20 protein-coding genes are annotated in these 19146 nt (G+C 63.8%); 11 read left to right on the top strand and 9 right to left on the bottom strand.

Features of this window, described 5'->3' with window-relative positions; genetic code table 11:
- The first annotated feature begins 78 nt into the window (after nucleotides 1-78).
- Nucleotides 79-2928 carry a class I adenylate cyclase gene (locus PP4_RS26685; RefSeq protein ID WP_016502182.1) on the top strand — a complete coding sequence of 950 codons (2850 nt, stop codon included), beginning with the start codon at nucleotides 79-81 and terminating at the stop codon, nucleotides 2926-2928.
- Nucleotides 2929-3056: 128 nt separating this feature from the next.
- On the opposite strand, the gene rnk is transcribed toward PP4_RS26685, so the two are convergent.
- The 3 genes from rnk to cyaY form a co-directional block, all read right to left on the bottom strand.
- Entirely contained in the window at nucleotides 3057-3467 is a 411-nt protein-coding gene (rnk, locus tag PP4_RS26690) for a nucleoside diphosphate kinase regulator (RefSeq protein WP_016502183.1), read from the bottom strand.
- Nucleotides 3468-3613: 146 nt separating this feature from the next.
- The gene (locus tag PP4_RS26695) at nucleotides 3614-3838 is read right to left on the bottom strand and encodes a DUF1289 domain-containing protein (RefSeq protein ID WP_016502184.1); all 225 of its coding nucleotides are present in this window, start codon (nucleotides 3836-3838) and stop codon (nucleotides 3614-3616) included.
- A 1-nt stretch (nucleotide 3839) separates the two neighbouring features.
- Nucleotides 3840-4172 (bottom strand): iron donor protein CyaY, encoded by a 333-nt coding sequence (gene cyaY / locus PP4_RS26700; protein ID WP_016502185.1) that lies wholly within the window; start codon nucleotides 4170-4172, stop codon nucleotides 3840-3842.
- Between the two features lie 190 nt (nucleotides 4173-4362).
- Between cyaY and lptM the strand changes: the two genes are divergently transcribed.
- The 6 genes from lptM to PP4_RS26730 are packed head-to-tail and all read left to right on the top strand — an operon-like array spanning nucleotide 4363 to nucleotide 8982.
- Nucleotides 4363-4575, top strand: a complete 213-nt coding sequence (lptM, locus tag PP4_RS27535; RefSeq protein WP_016502186.1) for an LPS translocon maturation chaperone LptM — start codon at nucleotides 4363-4365, stop codon at nucleotides 4573-4575.
- 9 nt (nucleotides 4576-4584) lie between these two features.
- Nucleotides 4585-5832 (top strand): diaminopimelate decarboxylase, encoded by a 1248-nt coding sequence (gene lysA, locus PP4_RS26710; protein ID WP_016502187.1) that lies wholly within the window; start codon nucleotides 4585-4587, stop codon nucleotides 5830-5832.
- A gap of 4 nt (nucleotides 5833-5836) precedes the next feature.
- Entirely contained in the window at nucleotides 5837-6667 is an 831-nt protein-coding gene (dapF, locus tag PP4_RS26715) for a diaminopimelate epimerase (protein WP_016502188.1), read from the top strand.
- Nucleotides 6668-6680: 13 nt separating this feature from the next.
- A complete protein-coding gene (locus PP4_RS26720; protein ID WP_016502189.1) occupies nucleotides 6681-7391 on the top strand; it encodes a DUF484 family protein in 711 nt (236 codons plus the stop codon).
- The gene (xerC, locus tag PP4_RS26725; RefSeq protein ID WP_016502190.1) at nucleotides 7391-8290 is read left to right on the top strand and encodes a tyrosine recombinase XerC; all 900 of its coding nucleotides are present in this window, start codon (nucleotides 7391-7393) and stop codon (nucleotides 8288-8290) included. Before PP4_RS26720 ends, xerC begins: the two co-directional genes overlap by 1 nt.
- On the top strand, nucleotides 8287-8982 hold the full coding sequence (locus PP4_RS26730) for an HAD family hydrolase (protein WP_016502191.1): 696 nt from the start codon (nucleotides 8287-8289) through the stop codon (nucleotides 8980-8982). The genes xerC and PP4_RS26730 overlap by 4 nt, the downstream gene beginning before the upstream one ends.
- Before the next feature lie 181 nt (nucleotides 8983-9163).
- Here the strand turns inward: PP4_RS26730 and sutA are convergent, their stop codons facing one another.
- From sutA to glnK, 3 genes are all read right to left on the bottom strand, one after another.
- The gene (gene sutA, locus PP4_RS26735) at nucleotides 9164-9493 is read right to left on the bottom strand and encodes a transcriptional regulator SutA (protein WP_016502192.1); all 330 of its coding nucleotides are present in this window, start codon (nucleotides 9491-9493) and stop codon (nucleotides 9164-9166) included.
- Between the two features lie 430 nt (nucleotides 9494-9923).
- Nucleotides 9924-11255 (bottom strand): ammonium transporter, encoded by a 1332-nt coding sequence (locus tag PP4_RS26740; RefSeq protein ID WP_016502193.1) that lies wholly within the window; start codon nucleotides 11253-11255, stop codon nucleotides 9924-9926.
- A 46-nt stretch (nucleotides 11256-11301) separates the two neighbouring features.
- Nucleotides 11302-11640 (bottom strand): P-II family nitrogen regulator, encoded by a 339-nt coding sequence (gene glnK, locus PP4_RS26745; RefSeq protein WP_002555808.1) that lies wholly within the window; start codon nucleotides 11638-11640, stop codon nucleotides 11302-11304.
- A 361-nt stretch (nucleotides 11641-12001) separates the two neighbouring features.
- Here glnK and PP4_RS26750 point away from each other — a divergent pair, with 361 nt between their 5' ends.
- On the top strand, nucleotides 12002-12265 hold the full coding sequence (locus PP4_RS26750; RefSeq protein ID WP_016502194.1) for an accessory factor UbiK family protein: 264 nt from the start codon (nucleotides 12002-12004) through the stop codon (nucleotides 12263-12265).
- A 24-nt stretch (nucleotides 12266-12289) separates the two neighbouring features.
- A complete protein-coding gene (locus PP4_RS26755) occupies nucleotides 12290-12718 on the top strand; it encodes a TOBE domain-containing protein (protein WP_016502195.1) in 429 nt (142 codons plus the stop codon).
- A gap of 5 nt (nucleotides 12719-12723) precedes the next feature.
- On the opposite strand, the gene PP4_RS26760 is transcribed toward PP4_RS26755, so the two are convergent.
- Entirely contained in the window at nucleotides 12724-14742 is a 2019-nt protein-coding gene (locus tag PP4_RS26760) for a DUF4034 domain-containing protein (protein WP_016502196.1), read from the bottom strand.
- A 257-nt stretch (nucleotides 14743-14999) separates the two neighbouring features.
- On the opposite strand from PP4_RS26760, the gene PP4_RS26765 reads away from it, so the two are divergent.
- Together PP4_RS26765 and PP4_RS26770 are read left to right on the top strand one after the other, a co-directional pair.
- Complete coding sequence (locus tag PP4_RS26765) at nucleotides 15000-16490, top strand: YifB family Mg chelatase-like AAA ATPase (RefSeq protein ID WP_016502197.1); 1491 nt, start codon at nucleotides 15000-15002, stop codon at nucleotides 16488-16490.
- Nucleotides 16491-16686: 196 nt separating this feature from the next.
- Nucleotides 16687-18474 carry a monovalent cation:proton antiporter-2 (CPA2) family protein gene (locus tag PP4_RS26770; RefSeq protein ID WP_016502198.1) on the top strand — a complete coding sequence of 596 codons (1788 nt, stop codon included), beginning with the start codon at nucleotides 16687-16689 and terminating at the stop codon, nucleotides 18472-18474.
- 4 nt (nucleotides 18475-18478) lie between these two features.
- Here PP4_RS26770 and PP4_RS28395 read toward each other — a convergent pair whose 3' ends face one another.
- A complete protein-coding gene (locus PP4_RS28395) occupies nucleotides 18479-18763 on the bottom strand; it encodes a HigA family addiction module antitoxin (RefSeq protein ID WP_016502199.1) in 285 nt (94 codons plus the stop codon).
- Nucleotides 18764-18775: 12 nt separating this feature from the next.
- Nucleotides 18776-19054: a type II toxin-antitoxin system RelE/ParE family toxin gene (locus tag PP4_RS28400; protein ID WP_080642829.1), complete on the bottom strand. Its 279-nt coding sequence runs from the start codon at nucleotides 19052-19054 to the stop codon at nucleotides 18776-18778.
- Between the last annotated feature and the right edge of the window lie 92 nt (nucleotides 19055-19146).

Below are 19146 nucleotides of genomic sequence, written 5' to 3' on the forward strand. Positions count from 1 at the left end.
AAATCCCAATTAGCGCTTATCCGGCCCCACCACTCAGGCTACACTCGCCACAGCTTTACTGGCCTGCCCGAGCGCACAATGAACCACCCTCACGAAATCCGCCCTGACCTGGACGAAGGCATCGATCGCAAGGTCCTGGCGACATTGCGTGCGCGTTTCCTGCAGCTGAACCAGGGGAGGCTGCAACGGGCAATGGAAGGCCTGTCGACACGCCAGCAACAGGTACTGACGCTACTGCCGCTGCTGTTTCACGTGAACCATCCGCTGTTGCCGGGCTACGTCTCGGGTAGCACACCGGCTGGCGTGTCGGGCTACGAGCCAGGTGCCGAGCTGGTGGTCGAGGCCCAGCGCCTGGCCCGCTCGTTCACCTACAAGGCCCGCCATGGCAACCCGCCACGCCCGATCCACGGCCTCTACCTGATGGGCAGCCTGGGCTCACTGGCCCAGGCCGAGCACAGCGACATGGACCTGTGGGTGTGCCATGCGCCCGGCTTGCCCGAGCACTTGCTGGGAGAACTGCGCCGCAAGTGCCAATTGCTGGAGGATTGGGCGGCAAGCCTGGGCGCCGAGGCGCATTTCTTCCTGATCGACACGCAAGGCTTTGCCCAGGGCCAACGCGACGGCCAACTGGGCTCCGACGACTGCGGTACCACCCAGCACTACCTGCTACTGGACGAGTTCTACCGCACCACCCTCTGGCTGGCAGGGCGCACACCCCTGTGGTGGCTGGTACCCGTCTACCAGGAGCACAATTACCGCGCCTACACGCAGACCCTGCTGACCAAGCGTTTCATCCGCAGCCAGGATGCCCTCGACCTCGGCAACCTGGCGCACATCCCGCCCGGCGAGTTCGTCGGTGCCGGCCTGTGGCAACTGTTCAAGGGCATCGATTCGCCCTACAAATCGCTGCTCAAGCTGCTGCTGACCGAGACCTACGCCAGTGAACACCCGGCCGTCCGCTGCCTGAGCCTGGATTACAAGCAGGCGGTGTTCGCCAACCAGCTCGACCTCGACGAGCTGGACCCGTATGTGATGGTGTACCGACGCATCGAACGTTACCTGCTGCAACGTGGCGAGCCCGCGCGCCTGGAACTGGTAAGGCGAAGCCTGTACCTGAAGGTGAACAAGAAGCTCAGCGACCAAGGCCGCGCCAATGGCTGGCAGCGCCGGCTGTTGCAGCGCCTGGCAGACGAGTGGGGCTGGGACGAGCGTCAGCTGGCCCTGCTGGATAGCCGCAGCCAATGGAAAGTGCAGCAAGTCGCTGTCGAGCGCCGCGAACTGGTGGCTGAGCTGAACCATAGCTACCGCTTCCTCAGCCAGTTTGCCAGCACCCAGAACGCCAGCAGCCGCGCCGACCAGCGCGACCTCAATGTGCTGGGCCGGCGCCTGTATGCGGCATTCGAGCGCCGCGCCGGCAAGGTCGAGGTGATCAACCCCGGCATCGCACCGGACCTGGCCGAAGGCACCCTGACCCTGGTCCAGGCGCCCAACCGCAAGGAGCCCGGCAGCTACCACTGGGAGCTGTACAGCGGCAACCTGAGTACCCACGAGGTGGAGCACTTCAGCCCGATCAAACGCTGCCGCGAGCTGCTTGAACTGCTGGCTTGGGCCCACCGCAACGGCGTGATCGACAGCAGCACGCGCCTGGCGCTGCACCCGGGCGTCAGCGACCTCAGCGAGTTCGAGCTGTTCAACCTGATGGGTTGCCTGCAGCAAAGCATTCCCCTGCCCTTGCCGATCGTCAGCGAAGTGCGCCTGCTGCAGCCCAGCGTTGCCGACGAGGTGCTGTTGCTGGTCAATGTCGCCATCGACCCGCTGCGCCATCACCGCGACCTGAACATCCTGATGACAACCGAGCGTACCGATTCGTTGAGCTACGCAGGCGTGCGCGAAAACCTGGTGCTGACCCTGGACCAGGTCACCCTGAACAGCTGGAACGAAGTGCTGGTCCAGCGCTACGACGGTGAGCACGCGCTGGTGCGCTGCCTGCGGGACTTCCTCAACAGCCCGGTGCTGCGCGGCCACCGGCCACGGGTACGGGTGCGCTGTTTTTGCCAGAGCCGCGCGCAGGCCATCGGCCAGCGCGTGGAGGAAATTTTCGACACGGTGCAACTGCTGCTGGACCAAGGCTTGAACCACCGCTACCTGCTACAGGTGGCCCAACACACGCATGTGCTGGAGCTGTTGGCCGGGCATGTCGGCCTGGCCACCCTGGCCGAGCACGAAGCCCTGCTGGCCCACCTGGGCGAGGAGCGTAGCGCCTACAGCCCGCTGTACCTGGATAGCAACGCACTGCTGGACCACGACTTGCGCCTGGTGCTGGAACAGGGCCGCCCGGGTTGCATCCAGGTGTTCTACCGCCTGCAGGGTGGCTGGGCCGAGTTGTATGTGCTGGATGAATACAATGCCCTGTGGCAGCAGCGCCTTCCCCTGCATGACGAAGCCCACCTGCTGCTGCCACTGCAACGCTTCCTGCGATCAGTGGTGATGCGCCGTGATGCCCGGCTGCCGCTGGATACCCAGCGCGCTGCCTCGCTGGACATCCACTACGCGCAACTGTTGCCTTCCGGCGCTGGCAAGGCGCGCAGCATCGAGGCGCGCCAGGCTCCGGTCGAAGGCAGCGGCCAGCCTTACTATGAGGTGCAGGCCATCATCCAGGCCGGAATGGCGGGTGCGGCACATGTGACGCTGTACTGCGACCAGCAAGAGTTTTCCGAGCTGGAGCATGGTGGTCAGCTGTATGCAGTGGTGGCCAGGCAGATCATCGGGCAACGGCGCGGTGCCGGACAATACCGGTGCTACATCACCGACCTGGATTTGTCCGAGCTGCTGGATGACCGGCTGGGCGCGACGCAGGTGTACCTGAGCTACAAGCGGGTGCTGGAGCAGGCGTTGAATGAGGGGTTGGAGCAGGTGCTAAGTGAATGATCGGGGGCTGCTTTGCAGCCCATCGCCGGCAAGCCAGCTCCCACAGGTACGGCGCCGGCCTCGGGCCTTGTGCAACCCTTGTGGGAGCTGGCTTGCCGGCGATGGGCCGCGCAGCGGCCCCCTTGCCCTTACAGGTCGTAATCGCCCGCCGCTTCGGGCTGGTACTCCACTTCCAGCAGCTTCAGCTTGAGGGTCTTGCCACCCGGTGCCGGCCAGTCGATCTGCTCGCCCACCGACAGCCCCAGCAAAGCGCAGCCGATCGGTGCCAGGACCGAGACATTGCCTTCCGGCCCTGCGTCCTTCGGATAGACCAGCGTCAGGTGGTAGTCCTTGCCGCTGGCTTCCTCACGGCAGTGCACGCGCGAGTTCATGGTCACCACGCCCGCTGGCACGTCCTCGTGACCGACCACCTGCTCGGCGCGGTCCAGCTCGTCCTGCAGGGCGAGCACACCCGGCGTACTCTCGTCGAGGCTGTCGATAAGACGCTCCAGACGCTGTACGTCCAATCGGGTGAGGATGAGGGAAGGCTTGGTGCTCATGATCCAGTCAGACTCCTTTGAACAGGCGATTTTCGTCGGGCAGATAAAGCAAAACCCCGCCCAAGGGCGGGGTTTGTGAATGCTTTGGCGTCACCGACGCAGAACTCGACACTACCACAGCCGGGCAAATACTCAAGCCCCTGCTCTCAGTGTGCCTTAGCCTGGTCGCGCAGGAGCTGGGCCTCGCGGCAGATTTGTCGACGCCGTTCGTCATCGGCGGAACGCCATTCACGAATGTGCTCCACATGCCGCTGGCAGCCGGTGCACACCCGCTGTTCGTCCAGCCGGCAAACGCTGATGCACGGCGATGGCACGGCGGGGCTGACGTTGCTGTAGAGCGGCTTGGGTGGCCGGGCCGGGGCGCTACTCATGTCAGATCTCGTCGAAGTCCAGCTTCTCGCCGGCCCGCTCCCAGACGATGCGCTCGAGCATTTCGCCGAGCAGCTCTTCGCTCTTCTCGCACACCCACTTGCCGCTTTCTTCGTCGTAGTCGAAGTGGAAGCCACCGGAACGGTCGGCCAGCCACAGCTGGCGCAGCGGTTCCTGGCGGCTGAAGATCAGCTGGGCGCCACCTTCGAACTTGACGGTGAGGACCCCGGCGGAGTTCTCCATGTCCAGGTCCATGCCGCTCTCGTCGAACAGGTCTTCCAGGGCCTGTTGGGTCGCGTCGACCAGATCATGGAAACGCGCTTCACTCAAACTCATTGCAGGAACCTCGAAATTGGCTGCGTTACAGGCAAGCCGGGCAAGATACGGGCGCTTGGCGCCGAATGCAAAGATTAGCCATTGAAGGCGGTAAGAATAGCCCGCCCGGCGGACCGGCCCTTGCATAGGCAAGCCGCCGGTCGCTCGGTATACTCGGGCGCAATACTGCATTTTTCTAAGGATTTCACCCATGAAGCGCCTGATTTCCTCCTTCGCGGCGCTGGTCGCTGTTGCCTGCCTCGTTTCGGCCTGCGGCCAGAAAGGCCCGCTGTATCTGCCTGAAGACGGCGATAACGGCAAAGCGCACAAGTCGCACCAGCACCAGCCAAAAGCCAAGCCCGCCCCGGCGCCAGCGCAGCAGCCCGAGCTGCAGTCCGAGCCCGAGCAGTCGCCTGCGCAGTAAGGAAACCAGATGAACGCTTTCAACTACCGCGACGGCCAGCTGTTCGCGGAAGGGGTGGCCCTGTCGGCCGTCGCCGAACGTTTCGGCACCCCCACCTACGTGTATTCGCGCGCCCACATCGAGGCCCAGTACCGTAGCTACACCGACGCCCTGCAAGGCGCGGAGCACCTGGTGTGCTTCGCGGTCAAGGCCAACTCCAACCTCGGCGTGCTGAACGTGCTGGCACGCCTGGGCGCAGGCTTCGACATTGTCTCCGGCGGTGAGCTGGAGCGCGTGCTGGCTGCTGGCGGGCGCGCCGACCGCGTGGTGTTCTCCGGCGTCGGCAAAACCCGCGAAGACATGCGCCGCGCCCTGGAAGTGGGCGTGCACTGCTTCAACGTCGAATCCACCGACGAGCTGGAGCGCCTGCAAGTCGTGGCCGCCGAAATGGGCAAGGTTGCCCCGGTGTCGCTGCGGGTAAACCCGGATGTAGACGCCGGCACCCACCCGTACATCTCCACGGGCCTTAAAGAAAACAAGTTCGGTATCGCCATCGCCGACGCCGAGGCCATCTACGTGCGTGCCGCGCAGCTTCCGAACCTGGAAGTGGTCGGCGTCGACTGCCACATCGGCTCGCAGCTGACCACCGTGGAGCCGTTCCTCGATGCCCTCGACCGCCTGCTGGACCTGGTCGATCGCCTCGCCGACTGCGGCATCCACCTGCGCCACCTGGACCTGGGTGGCGGCGTTGGCGTGCGCTACCGCGACGAAGAGCCACCGCTGGTGGCCGACTACATCAAGGCTATTCGCGAACGCGTAGGCAAGCGCGACCTGGCCCTGGTGTTCGAGCCGGGCCGCTACATCGTGGCCAACGCCGGCGTGTTGCTGACCCGCGTGGAATACCTCAAGCACACAGAACACAAAGACTTCGCCATCATCGATGCGGCAATGAACGACCTGATTCGCCCGGCCCTTTACCAGGCCTGGATGGGTGTCAGCGCGGTCATCCCACGCGAAGGCGAAGGCCGTGCCTACGACCTGGTCGGCCCGATCTGCGAGACCGGCGACTTCCTCGGCAAGGACCGCGTCTTGAACCTGGCCGAAGGTGACCTGCTGGCCGTGCAGTCCGCGGGCGCCTATGGTTTTGTCATGAGCTCCAACTACAACACCCGTGGCCGTTGCGCTGAAATCCTGGTCGACGGCGACCAGGCGTTCGAAGTACGCCGCCGCGAGACCATCGCCGAACTGTACGCTGGCGAAAGCCTGCTGCCGGAGTAAGCCCATGCTGCTGCGTTTTACCAAGATGCACGGCCTGGGCAACGACTTCATGGTCCTCGACCTGGTCAGCCAGCACGCGCATATCCAGCCAAAGCACGCCAAGCAATGGGGTGACCGCCATACCGGCATCGGCTTCGACCAGTTGCTGATCGTCGAGGCGCCGAACAATCCGGAAGTGGACTTCCGCTACCGCATCTTCAACGCCGACGGCTCTGAAGTGGAACAGTGCGGTAACGGTGCGCGCTGCTTCGCCCGTTTTGTGCTGGACAAGCGCCTGACCGCGAAAAAGCGCATTCGCGTGGAAACCAAAAGCGGCATCATCGTGCTGGACGTGCAGAACGACGGCCAGGTGAGTGTCGACATGGGCCCACCGCGGTTCATTCCTGCCGAAATCCCCTTTGTCGCTGACGAGCAGGCGCTGAACTACCCACTGGAAGTCGACGGCCAGCTGCATTCGATTGCCGCCGTGTCCATGGGGAACCCGCATGCCGTGCTGCGCGTCGACGACGTGCATACTGCCCCCGTGCATGAGCTGGGCCCGAAGATCGAAAACCACCCACGCTTCCCGCAGCGGGTGAATGCCGGCTTCCTCCAGGTCATCGACCGCCACCGCGCCAACCTGCGCGTGTGGGAACGCGGCGCGGGCGAAACCCAGGCCTGCGGCACCGGCGCTTGCGCCGCGGCCGTGGCAGCGATCAGCCAAGGCTGGATGGATTCCCCGGTGTCCCTCGACCTGCCCGGTGGCCGCCTGCACATCGAATGGGCCGGCCCCGGCAAGCCCGTGTTGATGACCGGCCCTGCCGTGCGCGTCTACGAAGGACAGGTTCGTCTCTAAGCGAGTAACCGCCATGACCGATCAGCCCAAGGTTGTACCCCAGCAGTCCGCCGAGCTCGATGCCGAAGCGGTGGTCGCCTACCTGCGCGCCCACCCCACCTTCTTCGCCGAGCACGATGAGCTGCTGATCGAACAGCACATCCCGCACCAGCGTGGCGACAGCGTGTCCCTGGTGGAACGCCAGCTCAAGCTGCTGCGTGACCGCAACATCGAGATGCGCCATCGCCTGTCGCAACTGATGGACGTGGCCCGCGACAACGACCGGCTGTTCGACAAGACCCGACGGCTGATCCTCGACCTGCTCGACGCCGGTACCCTGGAAGAAGTGGTGATGGCGGTCGAAGACAGCCTGCGCCAGGAGTTCCAGGTGCCCTTCGTCAGCCTCATCCTGTTCGGCGACAACGTTGCGCCGGTCGGGCGCTGGGTCAGCAACGCCGAGGCGCAACAGGCCATCGGTGCCCTGCTGGGCGGCGGCAAGACGGTCAGTGGCAACCTCCGTGAACACGAGCTGGCGTTCCTGTTCGGTGAAGAACAGCGCCGGGAGGTGGGTTCCAGCGCCGTGGCCACCCTCGAATACCAGGGGCTGCACGGGGTGCTGGCGATCGGCAGCCGCGACCCGCAACACTACAAGAGCAGCGTCGGCACCCTGTTCCTCGGCTACATCGCCGAAGTGCTCGGCCGCGTTGTACCGCGCCTTACCCAGACCCTGCGCTCGGTACGCTGATGGAACGCCAGCTGGAGGCTTATTGCGCACACCTGCGCAACGAGCGCCAGGTGTCGGAGCACACCTTGCTGGGCTACCGCCGCGACTTGGACAAGGTCATCGCCTATTGCAAGGAACACGCTATTGACGGTTGGCAGGCGCTGCAGATCCAGCAGCTGCGCCAGCTGATCGCGCGCCTGCACCACCATGGCCAGTCCTCACGCAGCCTGGCGCGGCTGCTGTCGGCGGTGCGCGGCCTGTACCGCTACCTCAACCGCGAAGGCCTGTGCCAGCACGACCCGGCCACCGGCCTGAGCGCGCCCAAGGGTGAGCGCCGGCTGCCCAAGGTGCTGGACACCGACCGCGCCCTGCAGCTGCTTGATGGCGGCGTCGACGACGACTTCATCGCCCGCCGTGACCAAGCCATTCTTGAACTGTTTTATTCGTCTGGCCTGCGCCTGTCCGAACTGACCAACCTCGACCTCGATAACATCGACCTCGCCGCCGGCCTGGTGCAGGTGCTGGGCAAGGGTGGCAAGGCCCGCGTCCTGCCGGTTGGCCGCAAGGCCCGCGAGGCGCTGCAGGCTTGGTACCGCCTGCGCGGCATCGGCAACCCGCGTGACCGCGCAGTGTTCATCACCCGCCAGGGCAACCGCATCACGCCACGGGCTGTGCAGCAACGGGTGAAGAAGGCGGGTGAGCGCGAGCTGGGCCAGCACCTGCACCCGCACATGCTTCGCCATTCCTTCGCCAGCCATGTGCTGGAATCGTCCCAGGACCTGCGGGCGGTGCAAGAGATGCTCGGCCATGCCGACATCAGTACCACGCAGATCTACACCCACCTGGACTTCCAGCACCTGGCCGCGGTGTACGACAGCGCCCACCCTCGGGCCAAACGCAGCAAAGGCACAGACTCATGAGCATCAAGCTGATCACATTCGACCTCGACGACACCCTGTGGGACACCGCGCCGGTCATCGCCAGCGCTGAAGTCGTGCTGCGCGACTGGCTCGAAGCCAACGCCCCGATCCTGGGCGGCGTGCCGGTGGAGCACCTGTTCGCCATCCGCGAGCGCCTGGTACAGGCCGAGCCCGGCCTCAAGCACCGCATCAGCGCCCTGCGCCGACGGGTGCTGTTCCATGCCCTGGAAGAGGTCGGCTACAGCGAGAAGCAAGCGCAGGCGCTGGCCAACGAAGGCTTTGAAGTGTTCCTGCATGCTCGCCACCAGGTGGAGATCTTCCCCGAGGTGCAGCCGGTGCTGGAGATCCTGCGCCATCACTACACCCTGGGCGTGGTCACCAACGGCAATGCCGATGTGAGCCGGCTGGGGCTGGCCGACTACTTTCGCTTTGCCCTGTGCGCCGAAGACCTCGGCATCGGCAAGCCGGACCCGGCACCGTTCCTGGAAGCCCTGCGCCGCGGCGAGGCGGACGCCAGCGCCGCCGTTCACATCGGCGACCACCCCGGGGATGACATCGCAGGCGCCCAGCGCGCCGGGCTACGGGCCGTCTGGTTCAACCCCCAGGGCAAGGCCTGGACGGGTGAGCAGGCACCGGATGCCGAGATCCAGCGCCTTTCGCAGTTGCCCGATATCCTTTCGCGCTGGCGCTGACAGGGGCCGGTGTGCGGCCCTATCGCCGGCAAGCCAGCTCCCACAGGGATCGCGCAAGGCTGAGGCCCTCGGTGATCCTGTGGGAGCTGGCTTGCCGGCGATAGGGCCAGTACAGCCAGCACAAAACTCACAGGCACAAAAAAAGCCCGCAGCGACGGCGGGCTTTTTTGCGTTCAGCCACTCAGATAGGGCGGCTGCCGTATTTGTTGTCCGGCTTCTTGGGCGGGTCGGCGACCACGTTGGCCTCGACTTCCTGCACCTTGCCACCGCGCGAAAGGAATTCTTCCATCGCCTTGGCCAGTGCATCACGCTCCTTCTGCTTGGCTTCCATGCTCGGCATCTCGTCTACCGAGACAGCCGCCTTGGATTTGCCCTTGGCAGCAGGTGCCGGGCTGCTGTCGTCATCGCCAGCGTCTTCAACGCCGTCGTCAGCCGCAGCTTCGAGGCCTTCATCAACCTCGTCTTCATCGCCTACTTCGAGGTCGTCGTTTTCCAGATCGTCGTCGCTCATGTTCTACCTCATGACTTGCGAAAAGCAGGTTAGTTATAGACCAGTGCAGCCGTAGACCGGCAGCCACCAGTGAAAATTCAACTGGCCGTGGGTTAGGCCACTGCCCTTGGGTCGGCGCTCCTGATGGGAGGCGGCACCCAGCAGGCCCTGCTCCTGGCAGGACCTGACAAATCCATCTAGCCCCTGCTGGCCACACGCTATTGGCAAGCCTAGCAAAGGCTGGCGAAGTGTGTGGACTACACGTCAAACACCCTTCGGCGCGCATTCTAGCGCGCCCGTGGAAAAAGCAAAGCACCATAAACGCCCTACGACTTGTAAGTTTTTTACCTACGACGCGAACGTGACGGATAAACCGTTTGCCAAGCGCGAAATGCTGAAAATCTGGCAAAAAAATGCCCGGCAAGCCGGGCAAGTTTTTACCGCGTCGCAGTTACAGGTTGTAGCCGCGTTCGTTGTGCTGAGCCAGGTCGAGGCCGACCGACTCTTCTTCTTCGTTGACCCGCAGGCCCATCACCACATCCAGCACCTTGAGGATCACGTAGGTGACGATGGCGGTGTAGACCACGGTAAAGATCACGCCCTTGGCCTGGATCCAGACCTGCATGCCGATATCGGTGACGGTACCGAAGCCGCCCAGCGCCGGGGCTGCGAACACACCGGTAAGGATGGCACCGATGATGCCGCCGATGCCGTGCACGCCGAAGGCATCCAGCGAGTCGTCATAGCCGAGCCTGCGCTTGAGGGTGGTGGCGCAGAAGTAGCAGATCACACCCGAAGCCAGGCCGATCACCAGGGCGCCCATCGGGCCCACGGTACCTGCAGCCGGGGTAATGGCAACCAGGCCGGCAACCACGCCCGAAGCGATGCCCAGGGCGCTGGGTTTGCCGTGACCGATCCACTCGGCGAACATCCAGCCCAGTGCAGCAGCAGCGGTGGCGATCTGGGTGACCAGCATGGCCATGCCAGCGGTGCCGTTGGCGGCAGCGGCGGAGCCTGCGTTGAAGCCGAACCAGCCGATCCACAGCATGGCGGCGCCCATCAGGGTATAGCCCAGGTTGTGCGGGGCCATCGGCGTGGTCGGGTAGCCCTTGCGCTTGCCCAGCACCAGGCAGCAGACCAGGCCTGCGATACCCGCGTTGATGTGCACCACGGTGCCGCCAGCGAAGTCCAGTACGCCCCAGTCCCACATCAGTGCACCGTCACCGCTCCACACCATGTGCGCGATCGGCGCATACACCAGGGTGAACCAGATGCCCATGAACACCAGCATCGCGGAGAACTTCATGCGCTCGGCGAAAGCACCCACGATCAGTGCCGGGGTGATGATGGCGAAGGTCATCTGGAAGGTGATGAAGACCGCTTCAGGGAACAGCGCGGTGGCCGACGTCAGGTTCTCGGGCGTTACGCCGCTGAGGAAGGCCTTGGAGAAGCCGCCGACGAAGGAATTGAAGTTGAGCACGCCCTTTTCCATACCGGTGGTATCGAAGGCCATGCTGTAGCCGTAGACGACCCAGAGAATGCTCATCAGGCCGGTGATTGCAAAGCACTGCATCATCACCGACAGCACGTTCTTGGAACGCACCATACCGCCATAGAACAGGGCCAGGCCGGGGATAGTCATGAACAGCACCAGCGCCGTTGCAGTCAGCATCCAGGCGGTGTCGCCGGAGTTCAGCGCTGGGGCAGCTTCCTCTGCCAGGGCAAGCCCGGGCATTACGAGGGACAATAGGGCTCCTAGCCCTGCGATCTTACGCAGAGTCATGTTGTTTTCTCCTGGGGCGTTGGGTTTGGTGAGGCTTTTTTGCTGCTTAGATCGCGTCGGTATCGGTTTCGCCGGTACGGATGCGGATCGCCTGCTCCAGATTCACCACGAAAATCTTGCCGTCACCGATCTTGCCGGTGTTGGCTGCCTTGGTGATGGCTTCGATTACCCGATCAAGGTCCTTGTCATCGATGGCGACATCGATCTTCACCTTGGGCAGAAAATCGACCACATATTCAGCACCGCGATACAGCTCGGTGTGGCCCTTCTGCCGGCCGAAGCCTTTGACTTCAGTAACAGTGATGCCCTGCACGCCGATTTCCGACAGCGACTCGCGCACGTCGTCCAGCTTGAACGGCTTGATGATGGCTGTGACTAGCTTCATGAAACTCTCTCCCGATTTGGTGGACTTGCCCCAGGAAAACAAACCCGTCTCAAGTCTAAGCGCAGCGGTTGGCTTTGTAACGCGTCGTCGGCATCCGGCTCCGCGTGCGCACTGCTTGGTCACAAAGAACTGCATCAGTGCATGGCTCGTACAGGTCTTTGCAGAAACCTTGCCAGTTCCGGCAAATCACCAGAAAACAGCGAGTTATGCGAAAGGGCCGGGATTGGCCAGTCGCCAGCATGGGAAACATGCACAGTTCCGGTGCGCACAAGCAGGGCGCATTGCGCGAAAAACGTGCACTCAAACGTCAGGTTTGTGCGTGCTACACTGCCGGCCATTCTCAGTTTCAGTGGACTGCCCCATGCTTGCGCCCAAAGCCCTTCTCGATGCCCTGAGCGACCAGGCCTCGCGCCTGTTCAGCAGCGATACTGCACAGCCCCGCGCAGAACTGGAAAGCCAGTTCAAGGTGCTGATGCAAGGTGCCTTCAGCAAGCTGGACCTGGTCAGCCGTGACGAATTCGACAGCCAGATGGTCGTGCTGGCGCGCACCCGCGCTCGCCTGGAGGCCTTGGAAAAACAAGTTGCCGAGCTGGAAGCACGCATGACGCCCAGCGCGCAGGAATAACAACCGATACACGGAGCGTTCCCCATGAAAGTCAGCGCACGCAATGTTTTTGAAGGCAAAGTCACCAACGTTCAGCCCGGCGCGGTCAATGCCGAAGTCGAGCTGACCCTGGGGGGCGGCGAAAAGCTGGTAGCGGTGGTCACCATGGCCAGCCTGCATAAACTGAGCATCAACGTCGGCAAAGACGCCGTGGCGCTGGTCAAGGCGCCGTGGGTGGTACTGCTGACCGACGCCGCAGGCTACAAGCTATCGGCCCGTAACGCACTGGAAGGCGAAGTGGTGCGGGTGGGTGATGGTGCAGTGAATGCCGAAGTGGTGCTGAAGCTGGCCGGCGGCACCGAGGTGTTTGCCATCGTGACCCGCGAAGCCGTGCAGGAGCTGGGCCTGGCACCGGGTGTGAAGGCCACTGCACTGATCAAGGCCTCGCACATCATCCTCGGCGCCAAGCCCTGAGGGTATCAGGCCGAGGCCCGTAGCCGGGCCGGCTCGGGTACTGACTGTTTCGGCGGCAACTCGCTGGCGTGCAAGGTGCCGCGAAACAAGGTCGCACCACACTGGGTAACCAGGGTCTTCACCCGGTTGTGCGAGTTGAGGATCTCGGCCTGGATGTCTTCGATGGCTGAATCCCCAGGCTGCAAGGCAGCCGCACGGTTGGCCCATTCGATGGCGGCAAAACGGCTCTGCTTGCGGGTGCCGCGCCCCTGCATCCAGGCCAACCCCAGTTCGGCACTGGCACGCCCGGCAATCCACGCGTCCGGGTGCTCGACCAGGCTCGACAGGTAGGCAACCGCCTCGGATCGCTCCTGCACTTCGCCAAACTGGCGCAACAGCATTCCCAGATGCAAGCGCGCGCGAGCATTGGTCTGCGGATTACCCAATGCATCGACCAGCAGGCGCCTGACAGCCAGCATGGCACTTCGCTCATTCAGGTCCTCATCGCCATCCATGCGCAGGCAGGCGAGGTTGTACTTGGCCTGCCTGCTGCCCGCCTCTACCGCACGCTGCAGCCAATACTCAGCCGCCTCGTCATCCAGATAGTCCGCCGGGGTGTTGCCCAGGCCGCCACTGTGCAGCTCGTACAGGCCTAGGGCAGCCCCCGGCAAGCTCAGCTCGGCACAGCGCTCGTACAGGTAACACGCCACCTCATGCCGGTTGGCAGCCCACAGCAGCCGCGCAACAGCGAGCACCTCGAAGCCTGGCGCCTGGCCCGCGCGCTGGCGCGTTACCGCCACCTGCGACCATAGCCTTGCCTGCTCGGCCGAACGTGGCAGCCCCCACAGGCCGAAGCGATGCCCGGCAGCACGCATTGCACAGGCGCCAGCATGCGAGCGGCCTTCACACAGGCGCTCGATGGCGGTGCGCAACAGTTGGTGTTCATCTGCCATGCCATCGCGAACTATCAGCCCGACCAGGCAGCGAAATGGCTCGCCCATGGCAGCGATGGCACCGTGATCGGCGTTACATGCCAAGCTCGCGGCGAAATCGCGCATGCCGCCGGCATGGTCTTGCAAGGCACTGCTACGCAGCGCGCCGCGCCAAGCCAGCACGACGGCGCTTTCCCTAGGCCTTAGCGGGCGTTGCAGCCAGGCATCCAACAGTTGCTGCCAATCGGCGACGGCCTGCAACTGCTCGGCATGTGGCAGCTTCAGCCGGTCTTCGACGGCCATCCAGCGCAACGCATTGCGCAGCGCTTCGTCCCACGCCTCGCACAACGGTCCATTGGCCAACAGCTCCAGCGCATCGAAACTGGCACCCCAACGGGGCAGCAGGTAAACGGCAAGGGCCTGGACCGCTTCGAAACAACCAGGGCGTGCCACCAGCGCATGGCGCAACCAGTAATAGCGTGGTGCTTCGTTTTCGTGATCGACCCGCCTGCTCAGGCACGCCGGCAACGCTTGGGGCAGCTCGGCCAAGGGCAACAACCCATGCTTCACCAGTAATGGCGCCGCGGCTTCCTGCACTTCCACATCGGCATGGGCGCTGGGCCTGTACCGCGCAGGCTGCCCCTGAAACAGTTCGATCAACCAGCCAGGCTCGCGCAGCTGCGCACTGATACGCAGCATGCCAATGGCCGCTGCCACGGGTTGTGCGCAGCGGTCCATTGCACGCAACAGGTGCGCGGTCGCGGTTTCACATATTTGCTCAACGGCCAGCAAGCGCGCAGCGTTGTGCTGGCCAGCACCCTGCACCTGGCAAGCCCGGTGGAAGCAGTGCATGCCCATTACCACCTGTGGGTGATAAGCCTTCGGGCAGGCGTGAATCCAGGCTTTGATAACTTGGCTCAGGGCCCTGTCACCCTGGCTTTGCGGGTCGACCAGCATGTGCCCTTCGATGGCCACAAGGTAGGCCGGGAACTCGCCGGGCGGGGCTTGGCGCCATTGCGCCTCAAGGCTGTCGAAAAAGCAGGTGAGTTCAATGAATGATTTGGCCTGCACCAGTTCGCGGATGACCTGGCGCATGTGGGTGAGCGTTTGCACGGCGCAATACCTCAAGTCCATTTGAAAGAAGACGCTGTGCCATCCCATGGCAACGGCATTTGCCCAACAACACTAAGCCATACCACGCACCTGCGCAAAGATTATTGGATCCATTTTTTGCCGATTTTTAAGAAAACACAGGGAAAAAACCTGCTCTGCAAAACCACGACGCACACTTGTTGCGCCTGTCGTGGCCACCATCGCTATCCTTGACCCAGCCGCAGGAAGCGGCCCTTTTCAGCGACAACGGAGCGTCCATGTCCCTAGCCATCGTCCACAGCCGCGCCCAGGTGGGTGTGCAGGCACCCTCGGTCAGCGTCGAAACCCACCTGGCCAACGGCCTGCCTCATCTCACCCTGGTTGGCCTGCCAGAAACCACGGTCAAGGAAAGCAAGGACCGGGTACGCAGTGCCATCGTCAACTCCGGGCTGAACTATCCACAGCGGCGCATAACCCAGAACCTGGCCCCCGCCGACTTGCCCAAGGACGGCGGGCGCTACGACCTGGCCATTGCCCTGGGCATCCTGGCCGCCGACGGCCAGGTGCCCACGGCCAGCCTTGCAGAGGTCGAGTGCCTGGGCGAACTGGCGTTGTCGGGCAAATTGCGGGCGGTGCAAGGCGTGCTGCCGGCGGCCTTGGCGGCACGCGAGGCGGGCCGCTCGCTGGTGGTTCCACGGGAGAATGCCGAGGAAGCCAGCCTGGCCGGCGGGCTGGTGGTGTATGCGGTGGGGCACCTGCTGGAGCTGGTCGCCCACCTGAGCGGCCAGGTGCCGCTGGCGCCTTACGCGGCCAACGGTTTGGTCCTGCATCAACGTCCCTACCCTGACCTGAGCGAGGTGCAAGGCCAGCTGGCGGCCAAACGCGCATTGATGCTGGCGGCGGCTGGGGCGCACAACCTGCTATTCACCGGGCCACCCGGCACCGGCAAGACCTTGCTCGCCAGCCGCCTGCCAGGGCTGCTGCCACCGTTGGACGAGCACGAGGCACTTGAGGTGGCGGCCATCCAGTCGGTCAGCGGGCATACACCGCTCAGCAGCTGGCCGCAGCGCCCCTTTCGCCACCCCCACCACTCCGCATCCGGCCCGGCACTGGTCGGTGGCAGCAGCCGTCCGCAACCGGGCGAAATCACCCTCGCCCACCATGGGGTGCTGTTTCTCGATGAGCTGCCAGAGTTCGAGCGGCGTGTGCTGGAGGTACTGCGCGAGCCGCTGGAATCGGGCGAGATCGTGATTGCCCGCGCCCGCGACAAGGTGCGCTTTCCGGCACGCTTTCAGCTGGTGGCGGCGATGAACCCATGCCCTTGCGGCTACTTGGGCGACCCCACTGGCCGCTGCCGTTGCAGCACCGAGCAGATCGCGCGGTACCGCAACAAGCTGTCCGGGCCGCTGCTGGACCGCATCGACCTGCACCTGACCGTGGCCCGCGAAAGCACCACGCTGAACAACCAGCCCTGTGGTGAAGCCAGTGCCGATGTGGCTGCAAGGGTGGCGCAGGCGCGGGAGGTACAGCAGCGCCGGCAAGGGTGTGTGAATGCGTTTCTCGACCTCGAAGGGTTGCGCCGCCATTGCGGATTGGCCGCGGCGGACCAGGCCTGGCTGGAAGGGGCATGCGAACGGTTGACGTTGTCGTTGCGGGCAGCGCACCGGTTATTGAAAGTGGCACGAACACTGGCGGACCTGGAGGGGTGCGAGGCGATTGGCCGGCCACATCTGGCCGAGGCCCTGCAGTACCGGCCGGGGAGCAGTTAGATGAGGGCTGCAAAGCGGCCCTGGAAATTTCAGCCCCATCAGCAGAACCTGCAATTGGCAACGGCCCGCGGCAACTGTCCCTTTTTACGGGACAATGTTTCTTCCGGGCAGCTGATTGTCTGACGCCACCTCACCCCTCAGAATCGTCGGCCAAACTGTTCAAACGCTGCCCCGGCAGCTCATGGAGTAAGAGCCAATGCCACACGAAGGCAGCCTTCTGCAAACCGCGGTGATCTTTCTACTCGCTGCCGTCGTCGCCGTCCCCTTGGCCAAGCGCCTGCAACTGGGCGCCGTGCTCGGCTACCTGCTGGCCGGTGTAGCCATCGGCCCGCAGGCACTTGGCCTGATCCGCGACACCGAGAGCGTGGCGCACATTTCCGAGCTGGGCGTGGTCCTGCTGCTGTTCATCATTGGCCTGGAACTGTCGCCCAAGCGCCTGTGGCTGATGCGCAAGTCGGTGTTCGGTGTCGGTACCGCCCAGGTACTGCTGACCGGCGCGCTGATCGGCGCCATTGCCCTGTTCGGCTTCAGCCAGACACTGCCGGCAGCCATCGTGCTCGGCCTGGGCCTGGCGCTGTCGTCCACCGCCCTTGGCCTGCAGAGCCTGGCCGAGAGCAAGCAGCTCAACGCCCCGCACGGCCGCCTGGCGTTCGCCATCCTGCTGTTCCAGGACATCGCCGCGATCCCGCTGATCGCCCTGGTGCCGCTACTGGCCGCCAGTGGTCCGGACACCAGCCATGGCGACAGCCTGCAACACGGCCTGAAGGTATTCGCCAGCATCGCCGTGGTGATCGTCGGTGGCCGCTACCTGCTGCGCCCGGTGTTCCGCACCGTGGCCCGCACCGGCCTGCCGGAAGTGTCCACCGCCACCGCACTGCTGGTGGTGATCGGCACGGCCTGGCTGATGGAAGAAGCCGGCATCTCCATGGCCCTTGGCGCCTTCCTCGCCGGCCTGCTGCTGGCCGACTCGGAATACCGTCACGAGCTGGAATCGCAGGTCGAGCCGTTCAAGGGCCTGCTGTTGGGGCTGTTCTTCATCAGCGTGGGCATGGGCGCCAACCTGCGCCTGCTGCTGGACATGCCACTGGTGGTGCTGGGCCTGACCCTGCTGCTGGTGACAGTAAAGCTGGCGCTGCTGATAGGCGTCGGCCGCCTGGTCGGTGGCCTGAACAGCGCCAGCGCCCTGCGCCTGGGCATGGTGCTGGCAGCCGGGGGCGAGTTCGCCTTTGTGGTGTTCAAGCTGGGCAAGGACCAAGGCCTGTTCGACACCCAGACCTACGACCTGCTGCTGATGACCATTACCCTGTCCATGGCCATCACCCCGCTGCTGATGCTGGGCTGCGCCCGCGCCCTCAAACGCCCGCAACCGGCGCGTGAAGTGCCCGAGCAGTACAAGCAGATCCAGACGGATACACCGCGGGTGGTGATCGTCGGCATGGGCCGCATGGGCCAGATCGTCGCGCGCATCCTGCGGGCACAGAAAATCCCGTTCATAGCCCTGGAAACCTCGGTGGACACCATCGAGATGACCCGCATGTTCGAACAGGTGCCGGTGTTCTACGGCGACCCGCTGCGCCCCGAGGTGCTGCACGCCGCCAAGGTGGGTGAAGCGGAGTACTTCATCATCACCATCGATGACCCAGAAGCTGCCATTCATACCGCCGAACGGGTGAAGCGCCTGTACCCGCACCTGAAGGTGCTGGCCCGGGCACGTAACCGCCAACATGTGCACAAGTTGGTAGATGCAGGCGCCGAGCCGATTCGCGAGACGTTCTACTCCAGCCTGGAGATGACCCGTCTGGCACTGGTAGGGCTGGGCTTGAGCGATGAACAGGCCGCGGACCGAATTGCGCGGTTTACCCAGCATGACGAAGAAGTACTGGTGGCCCAGGGGCAGGTACGCGATGACCGGGCCAAGGTGATGCAGACAGCCAAGGAGGCGCGGGTGGAGCTGGAGCGGTTGTTTGATTCGGATGCGGATTGAGAAGTCAGGCGAACACCAACCGCTCTATTTGAGGATGCTCACGCTGAGCGGCTTGCCAAAGATCGTAAGCTGCCTGTTCGGCAAGGTATTGCCGGGCAGGCCCAAGACCTGCCAGCTCAAGTCGATAAGCAAGATCGGCAGAAATGGCGGCGCGCCCATTGAGTACGGTGGACAATTGCCCCCGCGAATAGCCGAGGTGGCGAGCTAACTCAGAAACATTCATGCCAACTGCGGGCAACACATCTTCGCGCAAAGACTCCCCAGGATGGGGAGGATCGAACATAGGCATGACTCAAGCCTCCTAGTGGTAATCCAGATAGTCAACAAGCTCCACATCGGTGCCCACGAAGCGGAACACCACTCGCCAGTTACCCGAGACATTTACTGCCCAATAGCTTTCCAGCTTTCCGTGCAGTGGATGAAGACGGTAACCCGGCCGGTTCATGTCTGCTGCGGTTTGTGCAACTTCAAGAGAAGCCAGTAAACGCCGCAAGCGATTCACATGATCTGCACGTACTCCAGACGTGTCACGATGCTGATGGAGCAGCCTCAGGCCTTTGTGCCTGAAACTTCTTATCATTGATGGTTGAGTGTAAGGCTGCACCTTACACTTTTCAAGCTAGCATTGACGCTGCGCATGGAGTCACTCCTGAAAAATTTCCGGGTGCTCAG

The sequence above is a fragment of the Pseudomonas putida NBRC 14164 genome (genome assembly GCF_000412675.1).
Classification (GTDB): Bacteria; Pseudomonadota; Gammaproteobacteria; order Pseudomonadales; family Pseudomonadaceae; genus Aquipseudomonas; species Aquipseudomonas putida.